At 67.7% G+C, this 25,142-nt stretch carries 21 protein-coding genes; 5 read left to right on the top strand and 16 right to left on the bottom strand.

The window, feature by feature from the left end:
- Nucleotides 1–49: 49 nt before the first annotated feature.
- Nucleotides 50–925 (top strand): AEC family transporter, encoded by an 876-nt coding sequence (locus tag BW991_RS00820; RefSeq protein WP_076600201.1) that lies wholly within the window; start codon nt 50–52, stop codon nt 923–925.
- Here the strand turns inward: BW991_RS00820 and BW991_RS00815 are convergent, their stop codons facing one another.
- From BW991_RS00815 to BW991_RS00775, 10 genes are all read right to left on the bottom strand, one after another.
- Nucleotides 926–1,702 (bottom strand): slipin family protein, encoded by a 777-nt coding sequence (locus BW991_RS00815; RefSeq protein ID WP_076600200.1) that lies wholly within the window; start codon nt 1,700–1,702, stop codon nt 926–928. It abuts the gene before it with no gap.
- On the bottom strand, nt 1,699–3,123 hold the full coding sequence (locus tag BW991_RS00810) for an NfeD family protein (RefSeq protein ID WP_076600199.1): 1,425 nt from the start codon (nt 3,121–3,123) through the stop codon (nt 1,699–1,701). The genes BW991_RS00815 and BW991_RS00810 overlap by 4 nt, the downstream gene beginning before the upstream one ends.
- 232 nt (nt 3,124–3,355) lie before the next feature.
- Complete coding sequence (locus BW991_RS00805; protein WP_076600198.1) at nt 3,356–4,630, bottom strand: nitronate monooxygenase; 1,275 nt, start codon at nt 4,628–4,630, stop codon at nt 3,356–3,358.
- A gap of 154 nt (nt 4,631–4,784) precedes the next feature.
- Nucleotides 4,785–6,065 (bottom strand): sulfate adenylyltransferase subunit CysN, encoded by a 1,281-nt coding sequence (gene cysN, locus BW991_RS00800; RefSeq protein ID WP_076600197.1) that lies wholly within the window; start codon nt 6,063–6,065, stop codon nt 4,785–4,787.
- 462 nt (nt 6,066–6,527) lie between these two features.
- Nucleotides 6,528–7,463: a sulfate adenylyltransferase subunit CysD gene (gene cysD / locus BW991_RS00795; RefSeq protein ID WP_076600196.1), complete on the bottom strand. Its 936-nt coding sequence runs from the start codon at nt 7,461–7,463 to the stop codon at nt 6,528–6,530.
- An 8-nt stretch (nt 7,464–7,471) separates the two neighbouring features.
- Nucleotides 7,472–7,633 carry a hypothetical protein gene (locus BW991_RS23810; RefSeq protein ID WP_170879029.1) on the bottom strand — a complete coding sequence of 54 codons (162 nt, stop codon included), beginning with the start codon at nt 7,631–7,633 and terminating at the stop codon, nt 7,472–7,474.
- Between the two features lie 4 nt (nt 7,634–7,637).
- Nucleotides 7,638–8,408, bottom strand: a complete 771-nt coding sequence (locus tag BW991_RS00790) for a phosphoadenylyl-sulfate reductase (RefSeq protein ID WP_076600195.1) — start codon at nt 8,406–8,408, stop codon at nt 7,638–7,640.
- Nucleotides 8,405–8,938, bottom strand: coding sequence for a DUF934 domain-containing protein (locus BW991_RS00785; protein ID WP_076600194.1), 534 nt, complete (start codon nt 8,936–8,938; stop codon nt 8,405–8,407). Before BW991_RS00785 ends, BW991_RS00790 begins: the two co-directional genes overlap by 4 nt.
- The gene (locus BW991_RS00780; RefSeq protein ID WP_076600193.1) at nt 8,931–10,613 is read right to left on the bottom strand and encodes a nitrite/sulfite reductase; all 1,683 of its coding nucleotides are present in this window, start codon (nt 10,611–10,613) and stop codon (nt 8,931–8,933) included. The genes BW991_RS00785 and BW991_RS00780 overlap by 8 nt, the downstream gene beginning before the upstream one ends.
- Nucleotides 10,614–10,653: 40 nt before the next feature.
- Entirely contained in the window at nt 10,654–11,433 is a 780-nt protein-coding gene (locus tag BW991_RS00775; protein WP_076600192.1) for a sulfite exporter TauE/SafE family protein, read from the bottom strand.
- 105 nt (nt 11,434–11,538) lie between these two features.
- On the opposite strand from BW991_RS00775, the gene cysB reads away from it, so the two are divergent.
- Nucleotides 11,539–12,480 carry an HTH-type transcriptional regulator CysB gene (gene cysB, locus BW991_RS00770; RefSeq protein WP_076600191.1) on the top strand — a complete coding sequence of 314 codons (942 nt, stop codon included), beginning with the start codon at nt 11,539–11,541 and terminating at the stop codon, nt 12,478–12,480.
- Here cysB and BW991_RS24295 read toward each other — a convergent pair.
- The 3 genes from BW991_RS24295 to BW991_RS00755 all read right to left on the bottom strand — a co-directional run bounded on the left by BW991_RS24295 (nt 12,468) and on the right by BW991_RS00755 (nt 17,133).
- Nucleotides 12,468–13,448 carry an asparaginase gene (locus BW991_RS24295; protein ID WP_076600190.1) on the bottom strand — a complete coding sequence of 327 codons (981 nt, stop codon included), beginning with the start codon at nt 13,446–13,448 and terminating at the stop codon, nt 12,468–12,470. The two genes, cysB and BW991_RS24295, sit on opposite strands and share 13 nt — an antisense overlap.
- Before the next feature lie 22 nt (nt 13,449–13,470).
- Nucleotides 13,471–15,210, bottom strand: a complete 1,740-nt coding sequence (locus BW991_RS00760) for a cation:proton antiporter domain-containing protein (protein WP_076600189.1) — start codon at nt 15,208–15,210, stop codon at nt 13,471–13,473.
- Between the two features lie 99 nt (nt 15,211–15,309).
- Entirely contained in the window at nt 15,310–17,133 is a 1,824-nt protein-coding gene (locus BW991_RS00755; RefSeq protein ID WP_076600188.1) for an ABCB family ABC transporter ATP-binding protein/permease, read from the bottom strand.
- Nucleotides 17,134–17,219: 86 nt separating this feature from the next.
- On the opposite strand from BW991_RS00755, the gene BW991_RS00750 reads away from it, so the two are divergent.
- Nucleotides 17,220–18,614 carry a DNA recombination protein RmuC gene (locus BW991_RS00750; RefSeq protein WP_076600187.1) on the top strand — a complete coding sequence of 465 codons (1,395 nt, stop codon included), beginning with the start codon at nt 17,220–17,222 and terminating at the stop codon, nt 18,612–18,614.
- On the opposite strand, the gene BW991_RS00745 is transcribed toward BW991_RS00750, so the two are convergent.
- A complete protein-coding gene (locus tag BW991_RS00745) occupies nt 18,590–20,263 on the bottom strand; it encodes an alpha-glucosidase (RefSeq protein ID WP_088179566.1) in 1,674 nt (557 codons plus the stop codon). The two genes, BW991_RS00750 and BW991_RS00745, sit on opposite strands and share 25 nt — an antisense overlap.
- Before the next feature lie 185 nt (nt 20,264–20,448).
- Here BW991_RS00745 and BW991_RS00740 point away from each other — a divergent pair, with 185 nt between their 5' ends.
- Nucleotides 20,449–21,555, top strand: a complete 1,107-nt coding sequence (locus tag BW991_RS00740) for a glycoside hydrolase family 5 protein (RefSeq protein ID WP_076600186.1) — start codon at nt 20,449–20,451, stop codon at nt 21,553–21,555.
- Here the strand turns inward: BW991_RS00740 and BW991_RS00735 are convergent.
- Nucleotides 21,535–23,361, bottom strand: coding sequence for an ABC transporter ATP-binding protein/permease (locus BW991_RS00735; protein WP_076600185.1), 1,827 nt, complete (start codon nt 23,359–23,361; stop codon nt 21,535–21,537). The two genes, BW991_RS00740 and BW991_RS00735, sit on opposite strands and share 21 nt — an antisense overlap.
- 272 nt (nt 23,362–23,633) lie before the next feature.
- On the opposite strand from BW991_RS00735, the gene BW991_RS00730 reads away from it, so the two are divergent.
- On the top strand, nt 23,634–24,434 hold the full coding sequence (locus BW991_RS00730) for an endonuclease/exonuclease/phosphatase family protein (RefSeq protein ID WP_076600184.1): 801 nt from the start codon (nt 23,634–23,636) through the stop codon (nt 24,432–24,434).
- Here BW991_RS00730 and BW991_RS00725 read toward each other — a convergent pair.
- On the bottom strand, nt 24,421–25,095 hold the full coding sequence (locus BW991_RS00725) for a carbonic anhydrase family protein (RefSeq protein WP_076600183.1): 675 nt from the start codon (nt 25,093–25,095) through the stop codon (nt 24,421–24,423). The genes BW991_RS00730 and BW991_RS00725 overlap by 14 nt on opposite strands.
- Nucleotides 25,096–25,142 lie beyond the last annotated feature (47 nt).

Genomic DNA, 25,142 nt, shown 5'->3' with positions numbered 1-25,142 from the left:
TTTTCATCTGTGCCGTCCGCAGCGCATTACCGGACCCCGCCCGTCTTTCATGCTGATTCGCATTGTCTCGATCCTGTTTCCGCTGTTCGCGCTGACCGCTCTCGGCTATTTCGTCGGCAGGCGCATGCGGCCCGATCTGTCGCATGCGAACAAGCTCAACATGGATGTGTTCATCCCGGCGCTGATCTTCGCGGCGCTTGCGAACAAGGAGTTCCGCATCGCCGAGTTCGGCTCGCTGACCGTCGCGACGCTGTTGCTGGTGGTCGGTTCGGGTGCGGCCGGCTACGTGCTCGCGCGCCTGTCGGGCATCGCGCCGAAGAGCTTCGTGCCGCCGCTGATGTTCAACAATTGCGGCAACCTGGGGCTGCCGCTGGCGGTGCTGGCGTTCGGCGACGCGGCGCTGGCCCCGGCGGTGGTGATGTTCATGGTGTCGAACCTGCTGCACTTCTCGTTCGGCGCGTGGCTGCTCGACCATCGCATCAAGGTGTGGACGGTGTGGCGGGTGCCGTCGGTGCTGGCGACCTTGGCCGGGCTCGCGGTCGGCATCGCCGGCATCGAGGTGTGGCCGCCGCTGATGCTTGCGACCAAGATGCTGGGCGACATCGCGATCCCGCTGATGCTGTTCGCGCTGGGGGTGCGCCTGACCGATTCGCGCATCGCCTCGCTCGGCCTGGGCCTGTATGCCGCCGTCGCGCGACCCGTCGTGGGCATGCTGCTGGCGTTTGCGGTGCTGCAGGTGTTCGACCTGCCGGCGCAGGAGCGCGCACTGGTGGTCGTGTTCGGCGCCCTGCCGCCGGCGGTGCTGAACTACATCTTCGCCGAGCGCTACCATCAGGAGCCGGAGGCGGTCGCGTCGATGGTGCTGATCGGCAACGTCGCGGCGGTGGTGTTCCTGCCGATCGCGCTGGCGATGGTGCTGCCCTGATCAATCCGGCGGCGTCTTTCGCGACGCCTCGGCGAGCAGCCCTTTCAGCAGGTCGACCGGGACGGGAAACACGATCGTCGAAGCCTTGTCGCCGGCGATCTGGGTGAGGGTCTGCAGGTAGCGCAACTGCATCGCCGCGGGCTCGCGCGAGAGCATTTCGGCGGCGTTCATGAGGCTCTCCGCGGCCTGTTTTTCGCCTTCCGCATGGATCACCTTGGCGCGCCGCTCGCGTTCCGCCTCGGCCTGGCGGGCGATCGCGCGAATCATGTTCTCGTTGAGGTCGATGTGCTTGATCTCGACGTTCGCGACCTTGATGCCCCAGCCGTCGGTCTGCGCGTCGAGGATCTGCTGCACGTCGAGGTTGAGGCGCTCGCGTTCGGCCAGCATCTCGTCGAGTTCGTGCTTGCCGAGCACCGCGCGCAGCGTCGTCTGCGCGAGCTGGCTGGTGGCGACGAGGTAGTTCTCGACCTGGATGATCGCTTTCTGCGGGTCGATGACGCGGAAAAATATGATCGCATTGACCTTCACCGAGACGTTGTCGCGCGAGATCACGTCCTGGGCGGGCACGTCGAGGGTGACGACGCGCAGGTCGACCTTGACCATCTGCTGGATGCCCGGAAGCACGATGATGAGGCCGGGGCCCTTGACCTTCCAGAAGCGGCCGAGCATGAACACGACGCCGCGTTCGTATTCGCGCAGGATGCGCAGCGAACTCGCGACGAGCGCGACGAGCAGGAGGAGGATCGTGCCGAGGCCCAGGTTGAGATCGAAGATCATGGCGGGATTCCTTCGCGGCGATTGACCGGATCGGGGGTGAGCGGCTCGACGTGCAGGGTGAGCCCGTCGAGGGCGGTGATGCGTACGCGATCCCCCGGTGCGAGGGGCGAATCGCTGCGCACGCGCCAGGATTCGCCCTGGACGAGGGCCCATGCGCCCTCCGGGGTGACGGTGCTGACCGTTGCGACCATGCCGGTCATCTGCTCGCGGCCGCTGACGACGGGGCGTCGGCGTGTGCGGGCGGCGAAGCTGCCGACGGCCGCGATCGTCAGCGCGCTCGCGACGGCGAGCCCGAGCAGGAAGGGCAGGGGAATGCCGAAGCCGGGGGCCTCGGTGTCCATGAGGAACAGTCCGCCGACGACGAAGGCGATGATGCCGCCGACGCCGAGCGCACCGAAGCTCGGCAGGAAGGTTTCCGCGAGCATCAGGATCGCGCCCAGTGCGACCAGCGCGACGCCGGCCCAGTTCACCGGCAGAAGCTGGAAGGCGTACAGCGCGACGAGCAGGCAGATCGCGCCCGCCACGCCCGGCACGCCGAAGCCGGGGCTGGTGAATTCGAAGAACAGCGCGTAGATGCCGATCATCATCAGCACCAATGCGAGCTGGGGATTGGAGAGCAGGGCGAGCACACGCATGCGCCAGTCGGGCGTGATTTCGGTGATCGTCGCGGCGGCGGTCGACAGGCGCTGCGTGCGCCCGCCGTCCAGTTTCACTTCGCGGCCGTCGAGTTTCGTCATCAGTTCGCGCAGGTCGGCGGCGATCAGGTCGATGACGCCCCCGGCGAGCGCCTCGTCCGCGGACAGGCTGGCAGCCTCGCGCACCGCACGCTCGGCGAAGTCGCCGCTGCGCCCGCGCAGTTGCGCGAGGCTGCGCAGGTAGGCGGCGGCGTCGTTGCGCACCTTTTCCATCATGGCATCGCCGATGCCCGCGGCGCTCTTGCCGTCCTTGTCCTTGGCGCCGTCGTCCGCTCTGTCTTTGCGCGCGGCGTCGTCTTCCGGCTTGGCGCCGGGCATCCCGATCGCTACCGGCGTCGCCGCACCGAGGTTGGTGGCGGGTGCCATCGCCGCGATGTGGCTGGCGTACAGGATGTAGGTGCCGGCGCTGGCGGCGCGCGCGCCTTCAGGGCCGACCCAGGTGGCGACGGGGATCGGCGAGGCGAGGATGTCCTTGATGATGGCGCGCATCGAGGTGTCGAGCCCGCCCGGCGTGTCCATCGCGAGCACCACCAGGCCGGCCTCGCGCACCCGCGCGCGGGCGAGTTCGCGTGCGAAGAAGTCGGAGGTCGCCGGTCCGATCACGCCCTCGATGCGCAACACGACGACCTCGCCGCCAGCCGGCGCGGCCGCCGCGGGGCGGGTGAGCAGCAGAAAGCCGAGGATCAGCAGTGCGAGCGCAAGCAGCGCCCATATCGTTCTGCGCATACGCATTCCTTGCGCCCGGGGCGCGTGCGGTGTGCGGCATGCATGAAGCATCCGCTCGTATGAGTGCGGGGCAAGGGCGTGCGTTCCCGCAATCGACGCGGGGGCGAAGGAAATCGTGCGGCAGGAGGGGGGGCTGGCGCCGGACAGTGGCGCCTGACGAACGAAGGGCGTGTCCACCGGTATGGCGGACACGCCCTTCGGGCCGTGCGGGACCGGCCTGCGCCGGTGCGGATCAGGCAGACTTGGCCGGTTCGTACGCTTCGACCGGTGGCAGCGCGATCTTGTTATCCTTGCTGTACTGGTAGTCGTGGAAAATGTGCTCGGCGGACAGGATCTGGTAGGTGCCGTCGGCGTGGCGGTGCGTGGTGTCCTTGAGCCGGTAGGTGTAGTGGCCGCAGGTCCAGCAGTCGAAGTTGCGCATGTGCGTGCACAGGCAGGTCTTGTCCATCACCTTGAGCCGCTTCTCGTCCGGATGCAGCGCGAGTTCGCGGTTGTAGGCGGTGATGTAGGCGCAGTTGCCGTTGCCGTCGAGCAGGTAGCCGTAGGCTTCGCAGTTCGGGCGGATGCCGGAGCCGATCGACGGGCTGCTCTTCAACATGCGCATCGGATAGCCGGTGGGCGAGGTGTTGTTGACTTCGATGTCGTCTTCTTTCGCGCCGAAGTAATGCTGCTGCACGTCAGGCGGCAGTCCGCATTCGTGCGACACGGTGAAGCGGGTGGCGACCTGTACCGCGGCGGCGCCGGCTTCGAGGAAGGATACGCCGTCGCTGCCGGTGAAGATGCCGCCGGCCGGGATCAGCGGGATGTCGAGCTTTTCGGCGATCAGGTAGTCGCGGATCTCGGCAACGATGGTGTGCAGGTCGTACTGCGCCCAGTCCATGCCGAAGCCGAGGTGGCCGCCGGCGAGCGGGCCTTCGACAACGACGTAGTCGGGCAGGCGGTTGGTGCGCGCAGACTTGCGCAGGAAGAGCACGAGGGCGCGCAGCGAGGAGACGATGATGCCGAGCTTGACGTCGCGGAAGCGCGGGTGGTCCTCGATCAGGCCGAAGGAGCCCAGGTGCAGGCCGGCCGCGAGGGTGATGCCGTCGATGCCGGCATCCATCGCGGCACGCAGGCGCACGCGCAGCGTCTCCTTGGGGCCGTTCATCGTGAGCTTTTCCATGCAGTTCATGAAGATCAGTCCGTCGCCGCGCTTGCGCTCCATGGTGCGCGTGACGTGGGTCTTCTGGGCTTCCTCGAGCAGGCCGAGGTCGAACTGCACTTCCGACTTGTTGGCGTTGGCGACGTTGTACTTGTATTGTTTGAGCTTGTCGCGCACGTACTTGGTGTCGTAGCGGCGGTCGCTCACCGTCGGGATCATCGCGTCGGAGATGTGCCCGATGCCGCCGAGGCGCGCTGCTTCGAGCGACAGGTCGGACGTGGAGATGTCTACGCCCATCCCGCCAATCATGATCGGTACGTAATCCCTGCTCCCGAACCGCAGGCGGAAATCATCGAGACATTTCATATGTGTCTTCTACATTGCGTTGCTGTGCCGGCCAGCAGACAAATCGGCAAGGCGGGATTTTCCCACAGCCGGGCCCGGAAAGGGAAAAGCGCTTGCACCCCGGCCGTCGAGCCGACGGTCGGGGTGAGCATTTTCGGACCAGCGGGCGCGCCGTTCAGCCGATCATGCCGGCGCCGACGGTGTTGTTGGTACTCTCGTCGATGATGATGAAGGCGCCGGTGGCGCGGTTGTCGGCGTACGCATCGGCAAAGATCGGCTGTGCAAGTTTGAGCGTCAGGCGCGCGATATCGTTCATCGCGAGGGCGGTCGCGGGTTCGTGCTCGAGCGTGTTGACGTCCAGGCGGTAGTCGATCTTGGCGACCTTGGCTTTGACCTCGCGCGTGGTGTGGCGCAAGACGTAGGTGCGGGCGGGCGACAGCGGCGTCTCGGACAGCCAGCACAGGGTCGCGTCGACCTGTTTCAGCTGCTCGGGTTGTTCCGCCGTCTTGACGATCATGTCGCCGCGCGAGATGTCGATCTCGTCGGCGAGCAGGAGCGTGACCGATTGTTCGTGGATCGCGCGCTCGATGCCGACGCCGCCGATCTGGATGTCCTTGACGGTGCTGCTGCGGCCCGAGGGCAGGACGGTCACGGCGTCGCCGACGGCGATCTCGCCGGATTCGACTCGGCCCATGAAGCCGCGGAAGTCGTGCAGTTCGGGGTTCGCGGAATCCTGCGGGCGGCACACGAACTGGACGGGGAAGCGGAAGTTTTCGGCCTGTTCGGTGTGGGCGGCGGGCACCGCTTCGAGGATTTCGAGCAGCGTGGGGCCGTCGTACCAGCCGAGGCGGTCGCCACGGTCGACGATCATGTCGCCGTTGAGGGCCGACAGCGGGATGAAGCGTACGTCCTTGATGCCGAGTTTGCCGGCGAAGGCGAGGTAGTCGGCCTTGATGCGCTCGTAGGTGGCCTGGTCGTAGTCGACGAGGTCCATCTTGTTCACGGCGACGAGCAGGTGCGGGATGCCGACGAGGCTGGCGAGGTAGGAGTGGCGGCGGGTCTGCGTGAGTACGCCCTTGCGCGCATCGACGAGGATGATCGCGAGGTTGGCGGTGGAGGCGGCCGTGACCATGTTGCGGGTGTACTGCTCGTGGCCCGGGGCGTCGGCAATGATGTACTTGCGCGTGCCTGTGGAGAAGTAACGGTAGGCGACGTCGATGGTGATGCCCTGCTCGCGCTCGGCCTGCAGGCCGTCGGTGAGGAGCGACAGGTCGACGGCGCTCATGCCGCGCTTGGCGGAGGTCTTCTCGATGGCGTTGAGGGTGTCGGCGAGGATGGTCTTGGTGTCGAACAGCAGGCGGCCGATCAGCGTGCTCTTGCCGTCGTCGACGCTGCCGCAGGTGAGGAAGCGCAGGAGGCCGTGGTCGGTTTCGGGCAGGTTTTCGAGGGCGGACATGGTTTTCTTTCCTTCAGATCTTTCGAGAATTCTGGTGCTACTGGATTCGTTGATTGCGGCCGGTGCTGCTAATCCGCCGGGGCCGCGCGGGGTATTCGCTCTGCGGCTGCTGCTTCGCAGCGCGGCGGAGGTGACACAACTGAGCGCGCAGCGGCGCGCTTCCGCGCCTGCGCTCAGACAGTCCTCGCCGCGCCGCGAACACCCCGCACGTCCCCGGCTACGCTCGGGGCTTTATTGGAGGGCAGTTCAATGCTGTTTCGCATCGCCGTCAGAACGCCTTTGCTTTTCCGTTCAGTGCTGCAATCTGTCAGAGCAGGGTGGGGTGTTTGCGGAGCGGCGAGGACTGTCTGAGCAGACAGCGCGGACGCGCGCTGTACTGCGAGTTCCGCTGCCGACGGAGCAAATTCCCCGCCCTGCTCGCTTAGCACCCCGCACTCCCGGCAACCGTGATCCAACGCTGCGTCAGAAGTAGCCTTCCTTCTTCCGCTGCTCCATCGACGCCTCAGAGGTCTGGTCGTCCAGACGGGTGGCGCCGCGCTCGGTGATGGTGGTGGTGGCAGTTTCAAGCACGATCTTCTCGACGGTGTCGGCGTCCGACTCCACCGGCGCCGTGCAGGAGATGTCGCCGACGGTACGGAAACGTACCTGCAGTTCGACGATTTCCTCCCCGGCCTTGGGCAGGTTGGTCAATTCGCCGGTCATCAGCGGCACGTTGACCGGCACGATGGCGCCTTGGCGGATGACCACCGGGCGCTGGTGGGCGAAGTAGATCGACGGCAGTTCGAGCTTCTCGCGTTCGATGTACTGCCAGACGTCCATTTCCGTCCAGTTGCTGATCGGGAAGGCGCGGATGTTCTCGCCCTTATGGCTGCGGGCGTTGTACAGGTTCCACAGCTCCGGGCGCTGGTTCTTCGGATCCCACTGACCGAACTCGTCGCGGAAGCTCATGATCCGCTCCTTCGCGCGCGCCTTCTCCTCGTCGCGGCGGGCGCCGCCGATGCAGGCGTCGAAGCCGAATTCCTCGATCGCCTCGAGCAGGGTCACCGACTGGTGCTTGTTGCGCGACTCGTTCTCGTGCTTCAGCACGACGGTGCCGCGCTTCATGGAGTCTTCCACGGAGCGGACGATCAGCCGCTCGCCCAGCTCGGCTGCGCGCTTGTCGCGGAACTCGACCACTTCCTTGTAATTGTGGCCGGTATCGATGTGCATCAGCGGGAAGGGGAACTTGCCCGGGCGGAACGCCTTCTCGGCGATGCGCAGCATGCAGATCGAGTCCTTGCCGCCGGAGAACAGCAGCACGGGGTTCGAGCACTGGCCGGCGACCTCGCGCATGATGTGGATCGCCTCGGCTTCGAGCCAGTCGAGGTGGGACAGGGTTTGACGGGTCAGCGTGGACATCTTCGTTCTCAGTTACTGGTGTTCTTGGCGCGCAGCGCACGCACTGCCGCCTTGATTCCGGCGCGCAGTGCCGCCAGGCGGCGGCGCAGGCCGGGGTGCGAATAGGGTGCCGCCGGCGAGTGACGGTGTGCGGTTGTGCCAGTCTGCTCGGTTTCCGCTCGGCGTTTCATCAGGTCAGCCCTTCTTGACGTGAAGTCCGCATTCCTTGGACGTCGGATCTTCCCACCACCAGCGTCCGGCGCGGACATCCTCGCCGACCGCGATCGCGCGGGTGCAGGGGGCGCAGCCGATGCTGGGATAGAACTGCTCGTGCAGGGCGTTGTACGGCACTTCGTGCATGCGGATGTAGGCCCACACCTCGGTCTCGGACCAGTCCGACAGCGGGTTGAACTTCACCAGTCCGTTGCCCTCGTCGAACTCGCGCGTCGGCAGGCCGGTGCGGGTCGCCGATTGCGCGGCGCGCAGGCCGGTGATCCAGGCCTTCTTGCCGGCCAGCGCGCGCTGCAGCGGCTCGACCTTGCGCATGTGGCAGCAGGCCTTGCGCATCTCGATCGATTCGTAGAAGGCGTTGACGCCGTGGGTGCGGACATAGGTCTCGACCGTGTCGGATTTCGGGAAGAAGACCTTCAGGCGCGTGTCGTAGTGTTGCTCGACCTCACCCATCAGCGTGTACGTCTCGGCAGGCAGGCGCCCGGTGTCGAGCGAGAAGACTTCGATCGGCAGCTTTTCGCGCAGGATCAGGTCGGTGAGCACCATGTCCTCGGCGCCGAAGCTGTTCGCGAAGGTGATCTCGCCGGCCGTGCCGAACTCGGTGACCGCCGCGCGCAGCAGCGCGAGGGCGGCGTCGGTCTTGTTGCTGACGGTCTCGACCAGCGGCTCGGTGAGTGCCGGATGGATCGCCGGATTCTTCGCCGCCGGGCGCAGCAGGCTGACCGCCCCGCTCATGCCTTCACTCCGGCGCGCGCAATGCGGCGGAAGAGCGGCTGCGGGTGGAGGACCGAGGCCTGGTAGGGCTCGGTGTAGTCGTCAAGGCTTGCGATGGCGGCGTCGAACTGGGCGTCCGTGTAGCGTCCTTCGCGCGGCTGCAGCGTGTCGAAGCCACAGCGCGTGAGGTAGTTGAACTGGTCGCGCAGGACTTCGCCGAAGGCGATGAGCTGGCCGGTGTAGCCGTAGCGGGTGCGCAGCAGTGCGGCGGTCGAGTAGCCTCGGCCGTCGACGAATTTCGGGAAGCTCACGGCGATCACGGCGACGCGGCCGATGTCGTCGGCGAGGGCTTCCGGGCCTTCGTTGCCGGCGAACCAGACGCCCACGTCGCCGCGCGCGGCGAGCTCGTCGCGGCGGGCAAGCCAGGTCGCGAGCGGGACGATCACGCGGCCGGCGGGCACGCTGAGGGCTGCGGCCTCTTCGCCTTCGGCGACGGTGAGGATCTGCCAGTCGTCGTTGACGATGCGGCCGTTCTTGATGACTTTAGACATTCGCGACCTTCCTGTGGGGCTGACGATCGGCATACACGCGCGTCTTGAACGGCTCGAGGCCGATACGGCGCACGGTGTCGATGAAGAGTTCGTCTTCGTGGCGTTCTTCGATGTAGGTTTCGATGATTTCCGAGATCACGTCGGGCATCTCGGCTCGCGCGAACGACGGCCCGATGACCTTGCCGATCGTCGCGTGGTTGCCCTGGCTGCCGCCGAGCGTGACCTGGTACCACTCCTCGCCGTTCTTATCGACGCCGAGGATGCCGATGTGGCCGACGTGGTGGTGGCCGCAGGCGTTCATGCAGCCGGAGATGTTGATCTCGATGTCGCCGATGTCGTGCAGGTAGTCGAGGTCGTCGAAACGCTCCTGGATCGCGGCGGCGATCGGGATCGACTTGGCGTTCGCGAGCGAGCAGAAATCGCCGCCCGGACAGCAGATGATGTCGGTGAGCAGCCCGATGTTGGGCGTCGCCAGACCCGCCTTGCGGGCGAGCTGCCAAAGCGTGTAGAGCTCGGACTTCCTGACGTCGGCGAGCACGAGGTTCTGTTCGTGCGTGACACGCGCTTCGCCGAAGCTGAAGCGGTCGGCCCAGTCGGCAACGAGGTCGAGCTGGTCGGAGGTGATGTCGCCGGGGGCGACGCCGGGCTTCTTCAGCGACAGCACGACCGAGGCGTAGCCGGGCTTCTTGTGTGCGCGGACGTTGCGCTTCACCCACGAGGCGAAGGCCAGGTCTTCGGCGATGTGGTGGTGGTAGCCGACGTCGTCGGCCGGCAGGGCCTCGTAGGCCGGGTCGTCGAAGAAGTCGGCGACGCGGTGCACTTCATCGACGGTGAGGGTGTTCGGGCCGTCCTTGACGTGCGCCCATTCCTCGCGCACCTGCCAGCGGAACTCGTCGATGCCGAGCGCGCTGACGAGGATCTTGATGCGCGCCTTGAAGCTGTTGTCGCGGCGGCCGTAGCGGTTATATACGCGCAGGATCGCTTCGCAGTAGGTGATGATGTGCTGCCACGGGATGAAGGCTTCGATCTCGCGGCCGATGATCGGGGTGCGGCCGAGGCCGCCGCCGACGAGGATGCGGAAACCGATCTCGCCCGCTTCGTTCTTCTTCAGGTCGAGGCCGATGTCGTGCACCTGAATCACCGCGCGGTCTTCCTTCGCGCCGTTCACGGCGATCTTGAACTTGCGCGGCAGGTAGGCGAATTCGGGGTGGAAGGTGGCCCACTGGCGCAGGATCTCGGCCCACGGGCGCGGGTCGATGAGCTCGTCGCCGGCGACGCCCGCGAAGGGGTCGGAGGTGAAGTTGCGGATGCAGTTGCCCGAGGTCTGGATCGAATGCAGCTGCACGGTCGCGAGTTCGGCGCAGATCTCCGGGATCACTTCCAGCGGCGCCCAGTTGAACTGCACGTTCTGGCGCGTCGTGAAATGCAGGTAGCCCTTGTCGTAGGTGCGCGCGAGGTAAGCGAGCTTGCGCAGCTGGCGGCTGGCGAGGTGGCCGTAGGGGATGGAGATCCGGTACATCGGCGCGTGGCGCTGGATGTACAGGCCGTTCTGCAGGCGCACGGGACGGAACTCGTCGTCGCTGAGCTCGCCGGCGAGGTGGCGGCGCATCTGGTCGCGGAACTGCGCGACGCGCTCATCCACGAGTTTCTGGTCATAGGCGTCGTATCGGTACATCGCGTCTCTCTCGTTGAATCCGTCTTGGTTCGGTCGCTGCTCAGTGGCTGATCAGTTTGGCGCCTACCAGCACCAGCATCGTCGCCAGGATCGGGCGCAAGACCCGGTCCGGCACTTTCGTCGAAATGTGGCTGCCGACCCAGATTCCGGGGAGCGAACCGATGATCAGGCTGCCCAGCAGGAACCAGTCGACGCTGCCGAGCATCCAGTGGCCGATGCCGGCGACCAGCGTCAGCGGCACCGCGTGGGCGATGTCCGAGCCGACGATGCGCAGCGCCGACATCCTCGGGTAGAGGAAGAACAGCGCGGTCACGCCCAGTGCGCCGGCACCGACCGACGAGATCGACACCAGCACGCCCAGCACCGCGCCGGTCAGCACGGTCAGGCGGGCGGTGCGCGCCGGGTTGGGCTCGCCGCCGAAGCGCTTGACCGCGTAGTCCTGGATCTGCTTGCGGAAGATGATCGCGACCGCCGTCAGCAGCAGCGCGATGCCCAGCGCCACCTTGATGAGTCCGGTGGCGCCGCCGATGCCGCCGGGCGCGAACTTGCCGACCAGCACCAGCGTCAGCGCAGCGGCCGGGATGCTACCGGTGGCGAGCCGCCTTGTCACGGCCCAGTCGACGGTGCCCTTCATGCCGTGGGCGAGGGTGCCGCCGGCCTTGGTGATCGAGGCATACAGCAGGTCGGTGCCGACCGCGACCGAGGGATGGATGCCGAACAGCAGCACGAGCAGCGGCGTCATCAGCGATCCGCCGCCGACGCCGGTCAATCCGACGATGGCGCCGACCGCGAACCCGGCGACTGTGTAGGCAAAGTCCATGAAACGTTCCCCTTGTATGGTGCGGTGCATCGTATGGTCGAAGCACAGGATCAAAAAGATGGTTTGCGTTAAACTTTAAGAAGTTTTGGTTATAAAGAGGTGGCGATGAACCTCCAGCAGCTGCGTTACATCCATGAAGTCGCGCGCCGTGGGCTGAACGTTTCCGAGGCTGCGGAGGCGCTGTTCACGTCCCAGCCGGGGGTGTCGAAGCAGATCCGGCAGTTCGAGGCGGAGCTGGGGGTCGATATCTTCGTGCGCCACGGCAAGCGCCTGGTGGACGTGACGGCGCCGGGGCGGCAGGTGCTGGCGATCGCCGAGCGCATGCTGCGCGACGCCGACAACCTGCGCCAGGTCGGCGACGAGTTCACGAACGAGATTGCGGGCGGGTTGTCGATCGCGACGACGCACACGCAGGCGCGCTACGTGCTGCCGCGCGTGATCCGCGACTTCATGCAGCGCTTCCCGCAGGTGAAGCTGTCGCTGCACCAGGGCAGCCCGCGCCAGGTGTGCGACATGGTGATGTCGGGCGAGGCGGACATCGCCATCGCGACCGAGGCGATCGCCGAGTACGACGAGCTGGTGATGCTGCCGTGCTACCAGTGGAATCGCTGCATCGTCGCGGCGCCGCGCCACCCGATCCTGAAGGAGCATCCGCTGACGCTGGAGGCGATCGCGCGCTATCCGGTGATCACCTACGACGACGCCTTCACCGGGCGCAGCCTGATCAACAAGGCCTTCCTCGGGCGCGGCTTGCGGCCGAACGTGGTGCTGACGGCGCTGGATTCGGACGTGATCAAGACCTACGTGGCGATGGATCTCGGCATCGGCATCGTCGCGCGCATGGCCTACGACCCTGCGACCGACAAGGCGCTGGGGATGGCGGACGCCGCGCATCTCTTCGAGTCGAGCACGACGCGCGTGGGACTGCGGCGCAATGCCTACCTGCGCGGCTATGTGTATGCGTTCATCGAACTCTTCGCGCCGCACCTGACGCGGCGCATGGTGGATGTGGCGCTGGCGGGCGGGGGCGAGGACTACGGGATGTAGTCGTCAGTCAGCAGGCGGTCGAGCAAGGCGGGATCGCCCGCTGCGAGCGCCAGCATCAGCGCGACGCGGGCCTGCGACGCGGGCAGTTCGCCCGCTGGACGGGTGCCGAGGCGCTCGTCCAGCGCCTTGCGCGCGACCGGCCCCATGCCGACGCGGGACGCGCGGACTACCGGAATCCCGCGTGCGACGGCACCGGCGACAGCGGTGTCCCATGCGGCGGGCAGGCTGCCGTTGCCGGGCAGGGCGAGCACGAGGCCGCGTGCGCCGTCCGCGATCATCAGGTCGATGAGCCCGGGCGGGGTGCCGGCGCCGACGTGGAGGACGTCGACACGCGGCAGCTCGTCGAGGTCGGGGGGCAGGGGAACAGGCCCCCGTTTCCTGAGCGGGGGCGGCGCGAAATAGCGCAGCGGATCGCTGCGGCCGATGGCGCCGGCGCAGCCGCCGGCGAAGGCGTCGAGACGGTGCGTATGGCACTTGCGCACGCCGAGGGCCGGGAATATGGCGTCGCCAAAGCTCACCAGCACGCCCCGGCCGGCGCTGTCCGGGTGGGCGGCGACGCAGGCGGCGCTGTAGAGGTTCATCGGGCCGTCGGCGGAGAGCGCAGTCGCGGGGCGCATCGCGGCGGTGAGGACCACGGGCTTCGCGCTCGCGAGCGTCAGATCGAGGAAGGCGGCCGTCTCTTCCAGCGTGTCGGTCCCGTGCGTGACGACGATGCCGTCGATCGCGGGGTCGTCGAGGAGCGCGCGGGCGCGGCGGCCGAGCGCGAGCCAGTGGGCGGGCACCATGTCCTTGCTGTCGAGATTGAACAGCTGCTCCGCGCGCATCTCTGCAACCCCTGCGAGTTGCGGCACGGCGGCAAGCAGCGCGCCGGCGCCGAGCGCGCCGGCGGTGTAGCCGGTGGTGTCGGTGGCCGATGCGGCGGCGCCGGCGATGGTGCCGCCGGTGGCGATGAGGGCGAGGATGGGCATGGGGACGTGCTCCGGTCAGGGATCAGCCGGGGCGGAACCCGGCGATGCGGCGCGCGCGTTCCTGCTCGAGCAGGCGGGTGGCGACGTCGCCGGGGACGCCCAGCGTTTCGAACACGGAACCGGCGAGCTGCAGGCCCGACTCCAGCGTTTCGGGGATCACGACGGTGGCGCCGGCGTCGCGCAGGGCCTGAGCATGGGATTCGTCGCGCGCACGGGCGGCGATGCGGATGTTGGGCGAGGTCGCGCGGATGCCTTTGACGGCATGCAGTGCGGCAGCGGTGCGGTCCATCGTCAGCACGACCGCGACGGCGCGTTCGAGGTGCAGGCGGCGCAGCAGTTCCGGGCGGCTCGCGTCGCCGAAATACACCGGGGCGTCCTCCGTGCGCATCTGCTTGACGAGCTTCGCGTCGGATTCCAGCGCGAGGTAGGGGATGCCCTGTTCGGACAACAGTTCGCCGATGAGCCGGCCGACGCGGCCGTAGCCGGCGATGATCACGTGGCCGCTGAGCTGTTCGAGCTGCCGGTCTTCCTCGAAGACGGGCTTGCCGACGCGCGCGTCGATGCTGTTGCCGAGCTTGCGGCCGAGCAGGGTGAGCGAGGGCGTGATGAGCATCGACAGGCCGACGACCAGCAGCATGAAGTGGCCGACCTGGGGATCGAGCAGGTCAAGTCCGAGCGCCATGCCGATGACGATGAAGGCGAACTCGCCGCCCTGGCCGAGCATGATGCCGCCTTCGGTCGCGCGGCCCCAAGACAGGCCGAAGAGGCGGAACAGCACGATCAGGATCAGCGCCTTGATCGCGAGCACGCCGATTACGGACAGCGGCAGCAGCAGCGGCTTGGCGAGGATTGCGCTGACGTCGATGCCCATGCCGACGGACATGAAAAACACGCCCATCAGCAGGCCCTTGAAGGGCTCGATGGTGACCTCGACCTCGTGGCGGAATTCGGTCTCGGCGATCAGCAGGCCTGCGAGCAGCGCCCCCATCTCCATCGACAGGCCGGCCAGCTGAGTGAGCACGGCGACGCCGAGGGCCGTCAGCAGCGTCACCGCCATGAAGGACTCCGACTGGCGGCTCGCGGCGATCTGGTGAAAGAGCGGGCGCACGACGCGGCTGCCGATGAAGTAGATCAGGCCGACGGTGATGACGCCCTTGAGTGCCGCGATGGCCATCAGCGCCGCGACGCTGTCCCCCGACTTCTGGCCCAGCACCGTGACCAGGACGAGCAGCGGCACGACGGCGAGATCCTGGAACAGCAGCACCGAGAAGGTCGCCTGGCCGAGCGGGGTGCCGAGCTCGCGGCGCTGCGTGAGCAGCTGCATGACGACGGCGGTCGAGGAGAAGGACAGCACCACGCCGAGCACGACGGACGATTCGATGCTGTTGCCGAACGCGTAGGCGATGCCGCCGATCGTGAGCGCCGACAGGCCGACCTGCAGGTGCCCCAGCCCGAACACCAGGCGGCGCATCGCCCACAGGCGGTCGACGGACATCTCCAGCCCGATCATGAACATCAGGAAGATCACGCCGAATTCGGCGAAGACGGCGACGTCCTCCTGGCGCGAGAAGGTCAGGTAGCGCAGCCACGGCGAGCTGTCGGTGTACTGGCCGAGGCCGAAGGGGCCGACGATCATTCCGACCGTGAGGAAGCCGAGCACCGGATTGATGCTGCGCCGCTGCAGCAACGGGATCAGCACGCCGGCGAGCGCGAGGAAGAGGATGACTTCGTGAAGGAAGGCGGGTGCGTCGTGCGCGTCCATTACCGGATCTTGTCTTGTCGTATGCCGTAAGTGTATCGGATCGGTGCGCCCCCAGAACCTGCGGACAACACTGCCTGCGGAGCGCGCGCCGCGCCGGGCTTACGGACTGGAGTCTTCCAGCTGCGCTTCCTCGCGTTCCTGCTGCTGCAGGGCCCACATGCGGGCGTAGTCGGCGCCGCGCGCAAGCAGGACGGCATGCGTGCCGCGCTCGACGATGCGGCCCTGGTCGAGCACGATGATCTCGTCGGCGTTCATGATGGTGGAGAGGCGGTGCGCGATCACGAGCGCGGTGCGTCCTTCGGCGGCGAGGTCGAGCTGCGCCTGGATCGCCTGCTCGGTCTTGGAATCGAGCGCCGAGGTGGCCTCGTCGAAGATCAGGATCGCCGGGTTCTTCAGCAGCGCGCGCGCGATGGCGACGCGCTGCTTCTCGCCGCCGGAGAGCTTCAGCCCGCGCTCGCCGACGCGCGTCTCCCAGCCGTCGGGCAGGCGCGCGATGAAGTCGATGAGCTGGGCGGCGCGCGCGGCGGCCTCGACTTCGGCGCGGCTTGCGTCGGGGCGGCCGTACTGGATGTTGTAGAACAGCGTGTCGTTGAACAGCACCGTGTCCTGCGGCACGATGCCGATCGCCTGGCGCAGGCTCGCCTGCGTGAGCGCGCGCAGGTCGTGGCCGTTCACGCGGATCGCGCCCTGCTGGACGTCGTAGAAGCGGTACAGCAGGCGGGCGAGCGTCGACTTGCCCGAGCCCGAATGGCCGACGACGGCGACGGTGCGCCCGGCCGGAATCGCGAAGTCGACATCGTGCAGGATGGTGCGCTTCGGGTCGTAGGCGAAGCCGACATGCTCGAAGTACACGCTCGCGGGGCCGGGCGGCAGCGCGAGCGCGTCAGGGGCGTCGGCGACCTCGCGGTGCTGGTGCATCAGGCCGAACATGCGCTCGATGTCGGTGAGCGACTGGCGCAGCTCGCGGTACAGCACGCCGAGGAAGTTGAGCGGGATGTAGAGCTGGATCAGGAAGGCGTTGACCAGCACGATGTCGCCGATCGTCATCGCACCGCTTGCCACGCGGCTGGCCGCCTGCCACATCATCGCCGTGACGCCGACGGCGATGATCGCGGCCTGGCCGATGTTGAGCGCCGACAGCGACATCTGGTTGGTGACCTGGGCGTTGGTCCACTTCTGCATCTGCTCGTCGTAGCGGCGCGCCTCGAAGTCCTCGTTGTTGAAGTACTTGACGGTCTCGAAGTTGATCAGGCTGTCGATCGCGCGCGCGTTGGCGGCCGAGTCGAGCTCGTTGGCGTGGCGGCGCAGCGCGGTGCGCCAGTTGGTGACGCGGACCGTGAAGAAGATGTAGAGCACCAGCGTGCCGAGCGTGATCAGCGCGAACACCGCGTCGTACTGCACGAGCAGGATGCCGACGACCAGCCCGATCTCGATCAGGGTCGGCAGGATCGAGTACAGCGTGTAGCTGATCAGCGAGCCGATCGAGCGCGTGCCGCGTTCGATGTCGCGCGTGAGCCCGCCGGTCTGGCGTTCGAGGTGAAAGCGCAGCGACAGCGCGTGCAGGTGGCGGAAGACGCGTAGCGCGATCTCGCGCACGGCCTGCTGCGTGACGCGCGCGAACACGATCTCGCGCAACTCGGTGAATAGCGAGGTGGAGAAGCGCAGCACGCCGTAGGCGAGCAGCAGCGCCGCGGGCACGACGATGAAGGCCTGCTCGGTGGTGAGCGCGAGCCGGTCGATGAGCTGCTTGAAGATCAGGGGCACCGTGACGTTCGCGCCCTTGGCGGCGACGAGGCAGGACAGCGCGAACAGGACGCGGACCTTGTAGGCCCAGATGTACGGGAACAGGCTCTTGATCGTCTGCCAGTCGTGGCGTTCGGTCGGCTCGGGGCCGGGCAGGGCGGTGGCGGGTGCGCGTCTCATCAGGCAATTCTAACGTGCGGGCGCTACCATTTCGCCTTTCGCCCGCCCCGTCCGGGGCGCGGCAGACGATTCGGGATGGCGGAACGATGGAGAGCGGTTCGGCAGGGATGCTGGTCTGGTTGGTCGCGGTGCTGGGTGGCGTGCTCGCAGGCGCCCTGCTGGTGTGGCTGCTGCTGCGCGGGCGGGCGGCCGAGGCGGCGGCGCTGGCGGTCGAGCAGGGGCGCGCGGAGGTGCGCGTCGAGCTGGCGGCGGCGATCGAACGGGCCTCGCGCGTCGCGGGGCTGGAACAGCAGCTCGCGGCGACGGCCGCACAGCTGAGCGCGGCGCGCAGTCGGCTTGCCGAACTCGATGCCCGTCTCGAAGCCGAACGCCGCGCGGCCGACGACAAGCTCGCGATGCTGAGCGCGGCGCGCGAGAGCCTCGCCGACCAGTTCAAAAGCCTCGCCAACGACATCCTCGAGGAGAAGGCGAAGCGCTTCACCGAGCAGAATCGGACCAACCTCGGCCAGCTCCTCGATCCGCTGCGTGTGAAGCTGCAGGAGTTCCAGGGCAAGGTCGAGCAGGTCTATGTGCAGGAAGGCAAGGACCGCAGCGCGCTCGCCGAGCAGGTGCGCCAGCTGATGGAGCTGAACCGGTCGCTCAGCCAGGACGCGAAGAACCTCACGCGCGCGTTGAAGGGTTCGAGCAAGACGCAGGGCAACTGGGGCGAGCTGATCCTCGAGCGCGTGCTGGAGGCTTCTGGCCTGCGGAAGGGCGAGGAGTACGACGTGCAGGAGAGCCACACGCGCGACGACGGCTCGCGCGCGCAGCCCGACGTCGTGATCCATCTGCCGGAAGACCGCCATCTGGTCGTCGACGCGAAGGTGTCGCTGACGGCCTACGAGGAGTATGTGAGCGCCGAGGACGAGGGCGAGCGCCAAACGTGGACCAGGCGCCATCTCGATTCGGTGCGCGGCCACATCAAGGGCCTGTCGGAGCGCAACTACCAGGATCTGTACGGCTTGAAGTCGCTCGACTTCGTGCTGATGTTCGTGCCGGTCGAGCCCGCCTTCATGCTTGCGGTGACGCACGACCGCGAGCTCTTCATGGACGCGTGGCAGAAGAACGTGCTGCTCGTGAGTCCGTCGACGCTGCTGTTCGTCGTGCGCACCGTCGCCCACCTGTGGCGCCAGGAGGCGCAGAGCCGCAACGCGCAGGACATCGCCAAGCGCGGGGCGGAGCTGTACGACAAGCTCGTCGGCTTCGTCGAGGATCTGGAATCGGTCGGCAACCGCATCGAGCAGGCGCAGAAGGCCTATCACGCCGCGCACAACAAGCTCGCGAGCGGGCGCGGCAACGTGATCCGGCAGGCGGAGATGCTGAAGCAGCTGGGAGTGAAGCCGGCGAAGGAGTTGCCGGCGGGGATGGTGGAGGCGGCGATGGATGGCGATGAGGCCGCCGCGCCGGTCGCCGGGGCTCAGGAAGCGGTCGCGGCGCGGTAGACGCGCGCCTCCCACGGCGCGAGGCTCAGCACGTGGCGCGGACCGTGCGGTGCGACCGGACCGTTCGCGAGCAGCAAGCCGCCGGAGTCGAGCGCGAATCCGGCGTGGCGGAAAGTCGCAGGACGGCCGCTCAGGTTGCACATCACGGCGATGCGTTCGCTGCCCTCGCCGCGGGTGTAGGCGTAGATCCGCGTGCTGCGCATGGCGAGTTCGGTGTAGCGGCCGTGGATCAGCACCGGCTCGCGCCGGCGCAGCGCGATCAGGGCGCGGTAGTGGTTGAGCACCGAAGTCTCGTCGGCCTGCTGGAGCGCGACGTTGAGGCGGCGAGCGTCCTGGTGCGCCGCGAGCCACGGCGTGCCGGTCGTGAAGCCGCCGTGCGGACCGTCGTCCCAGGGCATGGGCGTGCGCGAGGTGTCGCGGCCGGTGCGGCGCATCTCGTCGAGGATCGCGTCCTCGCTCATCCCCGATGCGCGCATCTCGGCGATGCGGTTGTGCGCGAAGCTGTCCTGGAAGTCGGCGAGGCTCGCGAATCCGGCGTTGGCGAGGCCCAGTTCCTGCCCTTGGTAGATGAAGGGCGTGCCCTCCATCAGGAAGTACATCGTCGCGAGCGCGGTGGCGCTCTCGCGCGGGTGGCGCTGCGGGTCGCCCCAGCGCGAGGCGACGCGCGGCAGGTCGTGGTTCTCCAGATACAGCGCGTTCCAGCCGCGCCCGTGCAGCGCGCGTTGCCAGCGGCCGAGGATGCGCCTGAGCGCCATGACGTCGAGCGCCGCCTGCGGGGCGTTCGACCACAGGTGCCAGTGCTCGAACTGCAGGATCATCGACAGGCGCCCGCGCGTCGCCCCGACCCATTCCTCCGCGGCGTCGGGACCGATGCCGTTGGCCTCGCCGACGGTCATCGCGTCGCGGCCGGCGAGCGTCGCGCGGATGAGCTCGTCGACGTAGTCGAGGATGCCGGCGACGTTCATGTGGTACGGGTAGGCGGCGACCTGCGCGAGGCCCTGCGGGTTGGGCATGTCGGGCAGCCCCGGCGCCTTCCTGATATGCGTGATCGCGTCGATGCGGAAGCCGTCCACGCCCGTGTCCAGCCACCAGCGCATCATCGCGTGGATCGCCGCGCGCACCGCGGGGTTCTCCCAGTCGAGGTCGGGCTGGCGGCGGGTGAAGAGATGCAGGTACCACTGGTCCGTCGCGGCGTCGTGTTCCCACGCCGGGCCGCGGAAGATGCTTTCCCAGTTGTTCGGCGGGCCGCCGTTGCGGCCGTCGCGCCAGATGTACCAGTCGCGCTTCGGGTTGTCGCGCGAGCTGCGCGACTCGACGAACCACGGGTGTTCGTCGCTGGTGTGGTTGATGACGAGGTCGAGGATCACGCGCATGCCGCGCCGGTGCGCGGCGGCGAGCAGGCGCTCGAAGTCGGCCATGGTGCCGAACTCGGCCATGATCGCGCAGTAGTCCGAGATGTCGTAGCCGTTGTCGTCGTTGGGCGAGCGGTAGATCGGGCACAGCCACAGCACGTCCACGCCCAGCCATGCGAGGTAGTCGAGCCGCGCGAGGATGCCCGGCAGGTCGCCGACGCCGTCGCCGTCCGTGTCCATGAAGCTGCGCGGGTAGATCTGGTAGACGACTGCCTGTTGCCACCATCTGCTTTTCATGGCGCCCCCTGCATCGTGCATGCCGCCAGTCTGCCGCAGCGGCGCGAACATCTCCGTGCAATATGGCAAGGAAGGTCCGTGCTTTCAGCGCTACAGTGAATGGCGACATCGTGGGGCGGCAATGCCGTTTTCGGTGCAGCCGCGATCGAAGCGGGATGCGGACCACGACACAGGGAGGCGGGATCATGAATGCGACGAGTCCGAAACTGCGCGGCGTGAATCTCGGCAGCTGGCTGCTGCTGGAAAAATGGATGGTCCCGAGCCTGTTCGAGGGGCTGGAGGCGACCGACGAGACGACCTTCTGCGCCGAACTGGGTCCGGCCGCCGCAGAGCGCCTGCGCGGGCACTGGAACCGCTGGGTCACGCGCGAGGACTTCGCGTGGCTCGCCGAGCGCGGCCTCAACGCCGTGCGCATTCCCTACGGGCACTGGATCTTCGGTCCCGATTACCCCTGGCACCGCGCCTACGGCGAGCATCGCCATCCCTTCGTCGAGGGCGGCATCGACGTGCTCGACCGGGCGATGGACTGGGCGCAGGAGTTCGGCCTGCGCGTGATGCTGGACCTGCATGCGGCGCCCGGCTGCCAGAACGGCTTCGACAACGGCGGCATCATGGGCGTGTGCGAATGGCACACGCAGCCGGAGTACCTCGAGCACGCGCTGTCGGTGCTCGAACGCATCGCCGAGCGCTATCGCAACCACCCCGCGCTGCACGCGATCGAATGCCTCAACGAGCCGCGCTGGGACGTGCCCACCGATTACCTGAAGTCCTTCTATCTGGCCGCGTACGAACGCATCCGCAGGCACTGCCCGGCCGAGCGCGTCGCGGTGGTGTTCCATGACGGTTTCCGCTCCTTCCGCGAGTACGTCGGCTTCATGCAGGCGCCCGAGTACCGCAACGTGATCTTCGACCTGCACCGCTACCAGTGCTTCGACCGCCGCGACATCGACTCGGACATCTTCGCCCACATGGCGAAGGCCGGTGGCGAGTGGCGCGACGAGGCGGATGCGATCAACGCCGAACTGGGCCTGCCGGCGGTGTGCGGGGAATGGAGCCTGGGGCTGGACCTGCGCGTCGTCTCGTTGTGGGCCGAGGGGCCGTTCAATCATGCGCTCGAGCACATGGACGAGTTCCAGCAGCATGTCGCGAACCGCGGCTACGCGGCGTCGCAGCTGCTCGCGTTCGAGAAGTATCTCGGCTGGTTCTTCTGGAGCTACAAGACCGAGACGACGCCGGCGTGGTGCTTCCGCGACTGCGTCGAGCGCGGCTGGCTACCGTCCGATTTCCGCTGAACCGGCGAGGGGAGCGGGGCTCGCGGCCGGCGCGGTCGTGTCGGCCCGTTCCTCGCTGCCGGTCTTCACGCCGGGCGTGCCGATGCGGTGCAGTTCCAGCCTGCGGTGGAAGAGACGCTCCAGGCCGCCGTGGCGCATCACCGACAGCACCGTCATGTCGGGCATCTCGTGATGCAGCATCTCCATGATGCCGGCCTCGCCCTTGGAGTCGAAGGCGTCGGTCGTGTCCTCGAGGAACACCCACGCGGGCCGCTGCAGGAACAGTCGCGCCGTGCTCAGGCGCTGTTGCGCACGCAGCGGCAATACGTGGTTCCAGTCGTCGGATTCGTCGAGGCGCGGTGCGAGCCAGTCGATGCCCGCGCATTCGAGCGCGCGGTGCAGCTCCGGCGTTGCGTAGCGCTCGGGCGGGTGCGGGTAGCACAGCACTGCGCGCAGCGTGCCGGTCGGCAGGAAGGGACGCTGCGGCAGGAACACCATCTCCTGGCCTTCGGGCAGGCAGATTTCGCCGCTGCCCCACGGCCACAGGCCGGCCACGGCCTTGAACAGCGCGAGCGTCACGTGCGAGTCGCCGACGATCAGGATGCGCTCGCCGCGCCGCACGTGCAGGTCCAGTCCGCGGATCAGCGGCTCGCCGGCCGGGGTTTCCAGCGACAGGCCGCGCAGGTGCAGCTCGGGCCGCGTCGACCGGTCGATCTTGATGCGCGCGGGCTCGCCCTCGCTGTCGATGACGTCGAGCCGGAGCATGTCGTCGTGCAGGCTCACGACGCGGCCCGCCGATGTGCGCCACATGGCGATCTCGCCCAGCTTGTCGATCGGCCACGACAGTGCCGAGGCCAGCCGCTCGAAGGCCTGCGCGGCCTGCATCAGGCCGCCCAGCGTCAGCACGCCGGCGATGAACTGCGGTGCCGCGACGAGGATGGGGAAGATCGGCATGAGGTTGCCGTAGGCGGTCGAGAACGACACGATGCCGAGGTAGGCGAAGGTCTGCCGGTTCCAGCCGCGCGCGACGTCGCCGAAGAGCTGCACGGCGCTGCGCCGCTCCATGCGTTCGCCGTGCGTCAGTGCGATCGCCTCGGCGTTCTCGCGCGCCCGCGCGAGGCTGAAGCGCAGGTTGGCCTCCACGCTCTGCAGCCGGTTCGTCGCGCGCACGAGCGGGCGGCCCAGCAGGTAGCCGATCGCCGCGCCGCCGCCCGCATAGGCGAAGGCCAGCATCACCATGTAGCCGGGCACCTCCAGTTCGCTGCCGGGAATCGGCGTGCTGCCCGAGATTTCGGTGAGAATCGCGATGAAGCCCCAGCCGACGAGCAGCGAATAGGTCAGCGAATGTGCCAGGCTGATGGCCGCCTCGGTGGAGATACGGATGTCCTCGGCAATGCGCTGGTCGGGGTTGTCGTGCTCGCCTTTCAGGAACTGCAGGCGGTAATGGCGCGAGCGCGTCATCCACTGGTCGACCAGGTTCGCCGTGAGCCAGCGCCGCCAGTCAAGTTGCAGCCAGCGCTTGATCTGCATGTGCAGCGCAGTGATGGCCATCGTCAACACAAGTATCAGCGCAAAGACGAGGATCTGCTGCAGCAGCGCATCCAGCGAGCGCGCTTCCAGCGCGTCGAAGAAGGCGCGGTTCCAGTAGCTCGTCCACATCACCAGCGCGACCTGGCTCACCGTCAGCGCAAAGAGCAGCAGCGTGGCGGCGCCGATCTTCCAGCGGTGTTCGGACTTCCAGTAGGGCAGCGCGAGACGTGCGAACCGACGCACCGCGTGGCTCGGCGCGGTGGGCCGGGGTTCCGGCGGCAGCTCGGCGGGGACCATCAGCCGCCCCTCTCCGGACTCGGCGACGCCGGGCTTGATGCGCCGGCGACTTTGCCGCCGCGACGCGCGCCCAGGCCCGTGCACGGGCGGCGCCCTGCCGCTTCGCCGGCAAGCATCGCTGCAACGATCATCTGGCCGCCCCCGTCACGTGAAAATAGTGCTGCAATGCCTAGACTATCTCAATCGGGCGCAAGAGAACCGTGATCTAAGTAGCAGGCGCCCGGAGTGCCCGCCGCCACGGGGTCGCTCGCAGGTTCGTCGCGGAGGTGAACATGCAGCTCAGGGTGATGTCCTTCAATATCCGCTGTGCCTCGGCCCCCGACGCAGAGCACGCTTGGGCGCAGCGCAAGGGGCTCGTGATCGAGCGCATCCGTGCCTTCGACCCCGACCTGCTGGGGCTGCAGGAATGCCGTGACGACGAGCAGGCGGCCTTCGTGCGTGCGGCCTTGCCGGATTACGAATTCGTCGGCGTGCATCGTCTCGGCGAAGGCGATTCGGCGATCGAGATGGCGCCGCTGCTATACCGGCGCGCCGCTCTTGCGGAGATCGCGCGCGGCCATTTCTGGCTCGCCGACGAGCCGGACACGCCCGGGCGCCAGTCCTGGGGGGCGGCCTATCCGCGCACCGCGAGCTGGGTGAGGCTGCAGCCGGGAGAGCCCGGTGCCCCGCCTGTGGTTTTCCTGAACACCCATTTCGACTACCAGGGCACGGCGCGCGAAGAGTCGGCACGTCTGCTGCGACGCTGGGTGCAGGCGCTTCCGCGGGACGAGGGCGTCGTCGTCACGGGCGATTTCAACGCCGAGCGCGACTCGGAAACTTTCCGCGAACTCACCGCCAGTGGCGCCCTGCGCGAGGTGCTGCAGGAAGCGGGTGCGGCGATCGGCACCTATCACGACTACGGCCGTGCGCCCGTGCGCGAGGCGATCGACTGGATCCTCGCGTCGCCGCACCTTCGCACCGAAGCGGCCGGCGCCGACACCTGGGGCGCGGGCCGGCGCTATCCGTCCGACCACTTCCCGGTCACGGCGCGGCTCGCGTTCAGCCAGCCCGTGGGCGGAGCTAGCCGGCGATGATCTGCATCGACGCGCTGTCGTGCAACCAGGTGTCGTCGAAGAACGTCACCTCGCCGCTGGCCAGGTCGTGTTTGCCGCCGATGATGCCCACCTTGCCGGCGGCGATCATGTGCTCGAGGATGTAGCTGCGGTTGACGATCGCCCGCACCGAGCGGCGCACGTTGAGGTCGGCCACGTTCTCGACGAATGCGGCGTTCTTCGAGTTGCGCTTCGCCGGATCCGGGGTCTGGCGCTCTTCGTACACGGCCGGCTGGATCTTCGACAGCAGCTCGGTCAGGTTGCCAAGCTCCACGTGGTCGCACGCGCCCTTGATTGCGCCGCACGAGGAGTGCCCGAGCACCACGATCAGTTTCGATCCGGCCACGTGGCAGGCGAATTCGAGGCTGCCGATGATGTCGGTGTTGATCACGTTGCCGGCGATGCGCACGGAGAAGATGTCGCCGAGGCCCTGGTCGAAGATGAGCTCGGCCGACGTGCGGCTGTCGATGCAGCTGACGACGGTGGCGAACGGCCACTGGCCGTCGCGCGTCGCGTTGGCTTGCTGCAACAGGTCGCGGCTCATGCGCAGGTTGTTGACGAAGCGGGCGTTGCCTTCCCTGAGGAACTGCAGCGCAAGTGCGGGGGTGACTGTGGCCTGGGTTTCGGACGTATGCGTTTTCATCGAGGGGTGCGCCTCACCTTCAGACAATTGACGTTGGCCGCGATGTT

This window comes from Aromatoleum tolulyticum, from assembly GCF_900156155.1.
Lineage (GTDB): Bacteria > Pseudomonadota > Gammaproteobacteria > Burkholderiales > Rhodocyclaceae > Aromatoleum > Aromatoleum tolulyticum.
The sequence above is the reverse complement of the archived record's forward strand: the minus strand, read 5'-3'. Positions and strand labels throughout refer to the sequence as shown.

Excerpts from the sequence above, each read along its gene's own strand:
- cysN (WP_076600197.1), bottom strand. The coding sequence starts at position 6,065 with ATGTCCGCCCTCGAAAACCTGCCCGAAACCGACCACGGCCTCCTGCGC.
- BW991_RS23810 (WP_170879029.1), bottom strand. The coding sequence starts at position 7,633 with ATGAAACGCCGAGCGGAAACCGAGCAGACTGGCACAACCGCACACCGT.
- BW991_RS00725 (WP_076600183.1), bottom strand. The coding sequence starts at position 25,095 with ATGAAAACGCATACGTCCGAAACCCAGGCCACAGTCACCCCCGCACTT.
- BW991_RS00810 (WP_076600199.1), bottom strand. The coding sequence starts at position 3,123 with ATGCGCAGAACGATATGGGCGCTGCTTGCGCTCGCACTGCTGATCCTC.
- BW991_RS00745 (WP_088179566.1), bottom strand. The coding sequence starts at position 20,263 with ATGAAAAGCAGATGGTGGCAACAGGCAGTCGTCTACCAGATCTACCCG.
- BW991_RS00790 (WP_076600195.1), bottom strand. The coding sequence starts at position 8,408 with ATGAGCGGGGCGGTCAGCCTGCTGCGCCCGGCGGCGAAGAATCCGGCG.
- BW991_RS00750 (WP_076600187.1), top strand. The coding sequence starts at position 17,220 with ATGGAGAGCGGTTCGGCAGGGATGCTGGTCTGGTTGGTCGCGGTGCTG.
- BW991_RS24295 (WP_076600190.1), bottom strand. The coding sequence starts at position 13,448 with ATGCCCATCCTCGCCCTCATCGCCACCGGCGGCACCATCGCCGGCGCC.
- BW991_RS00815 (WP_076600200.1), bottom strand. The coding sequence starts at position 1,702 with ATGATCTTCGATCTCAACCTGGGCCTCGGCACGATCCTCCTCCTGCTC.
- BW991_RS00785 (WP_076600194.1), bottom strand. The coding sequence starts at position 8,938 with ATGTCTAAAGTCATCAAGAACGGCCGCATCGTCAACGACGACTGGCAG.
- BW991_RS00740 (WP_076600186.1), top strand. The coding sequence starts at position 20,449 with ATGAATGCGACGAGTCCGAAACTGCGCGGCGTGAATCTCGGCAGCTGG.
- BW991_RS00730 (WP_076600184.1), top strand. The coding sequence starts at position 23,634 with ATGCAGCTCAGGGTGATGTCCTTCAATATCCGCTGTGCCTCGGCCCCC.
- BW991_RS00775 (WP_076600192.1), bottom strand. The coding sequence starts at position 11,433 with ATGGACTTTGCCTACACAGTCGCCGGGTTCGCGGTCGGCGCCATCGTC.
- BW991_RS00735 (WP_076600185.1), bottom strand. The coding sequence starts at position 23,361 with ATGGTCCCCGCCGAGCTGCCGCCGGAACCCCGGCCCACCGCGCCGAGC.
- BW991_RS00760 (WP_076600189.1), bottom strand. The coding sequence starts at position 15,210 with ATGGACGCGCACGACGCACCCGCCTTCCTTCACGAAGTCATCCTCTTC.
- cysD (WP_076600196.1), bottom strand. The coding sequence starts at position 7,463 with ATGTCCACGCTGACCCGTCAAACCCTGTCCCACCTCGACTGGCTCGAA.
- cysB (WP_076600191.1), top strand. The coding sequence starts at position 11,539 with ATGAACCTCCAGCAGCTGCGTTACATCCATGAAGTCGCGCGCCGTGGG.
- BW991_RS00820 (WP_076600201.1), top strand. The coding sequence starts at position 50 with ATGCTGATTCGCATTGTCTCGATCCTGTTTCCGCTGTTCGCGCTGACC.
- BW991_RS00780 (WP_076600193.1), bottom strand. The coding sequence starts at position 10,613 with ATGTACCGATACGACGCCTATGACCAGAAACTCGTGGATGAGCGCGTC.
- BW991_RS00755 (WP_076600188.1), bottom strand. The coding sequence starts at position 17,133 with ATGAGACGCGCACCCGCCACCGCCCTGCCCGGCCCCGAGCCGACCGAA.
- BW991_RS00805 (WP_076600198.1), bottom strand. The coding sequence starts at position 4,630 with ATGAAATGTCTCGATGATTTCCGCCTGCGGTTCGGGAGCAGGGATTAC.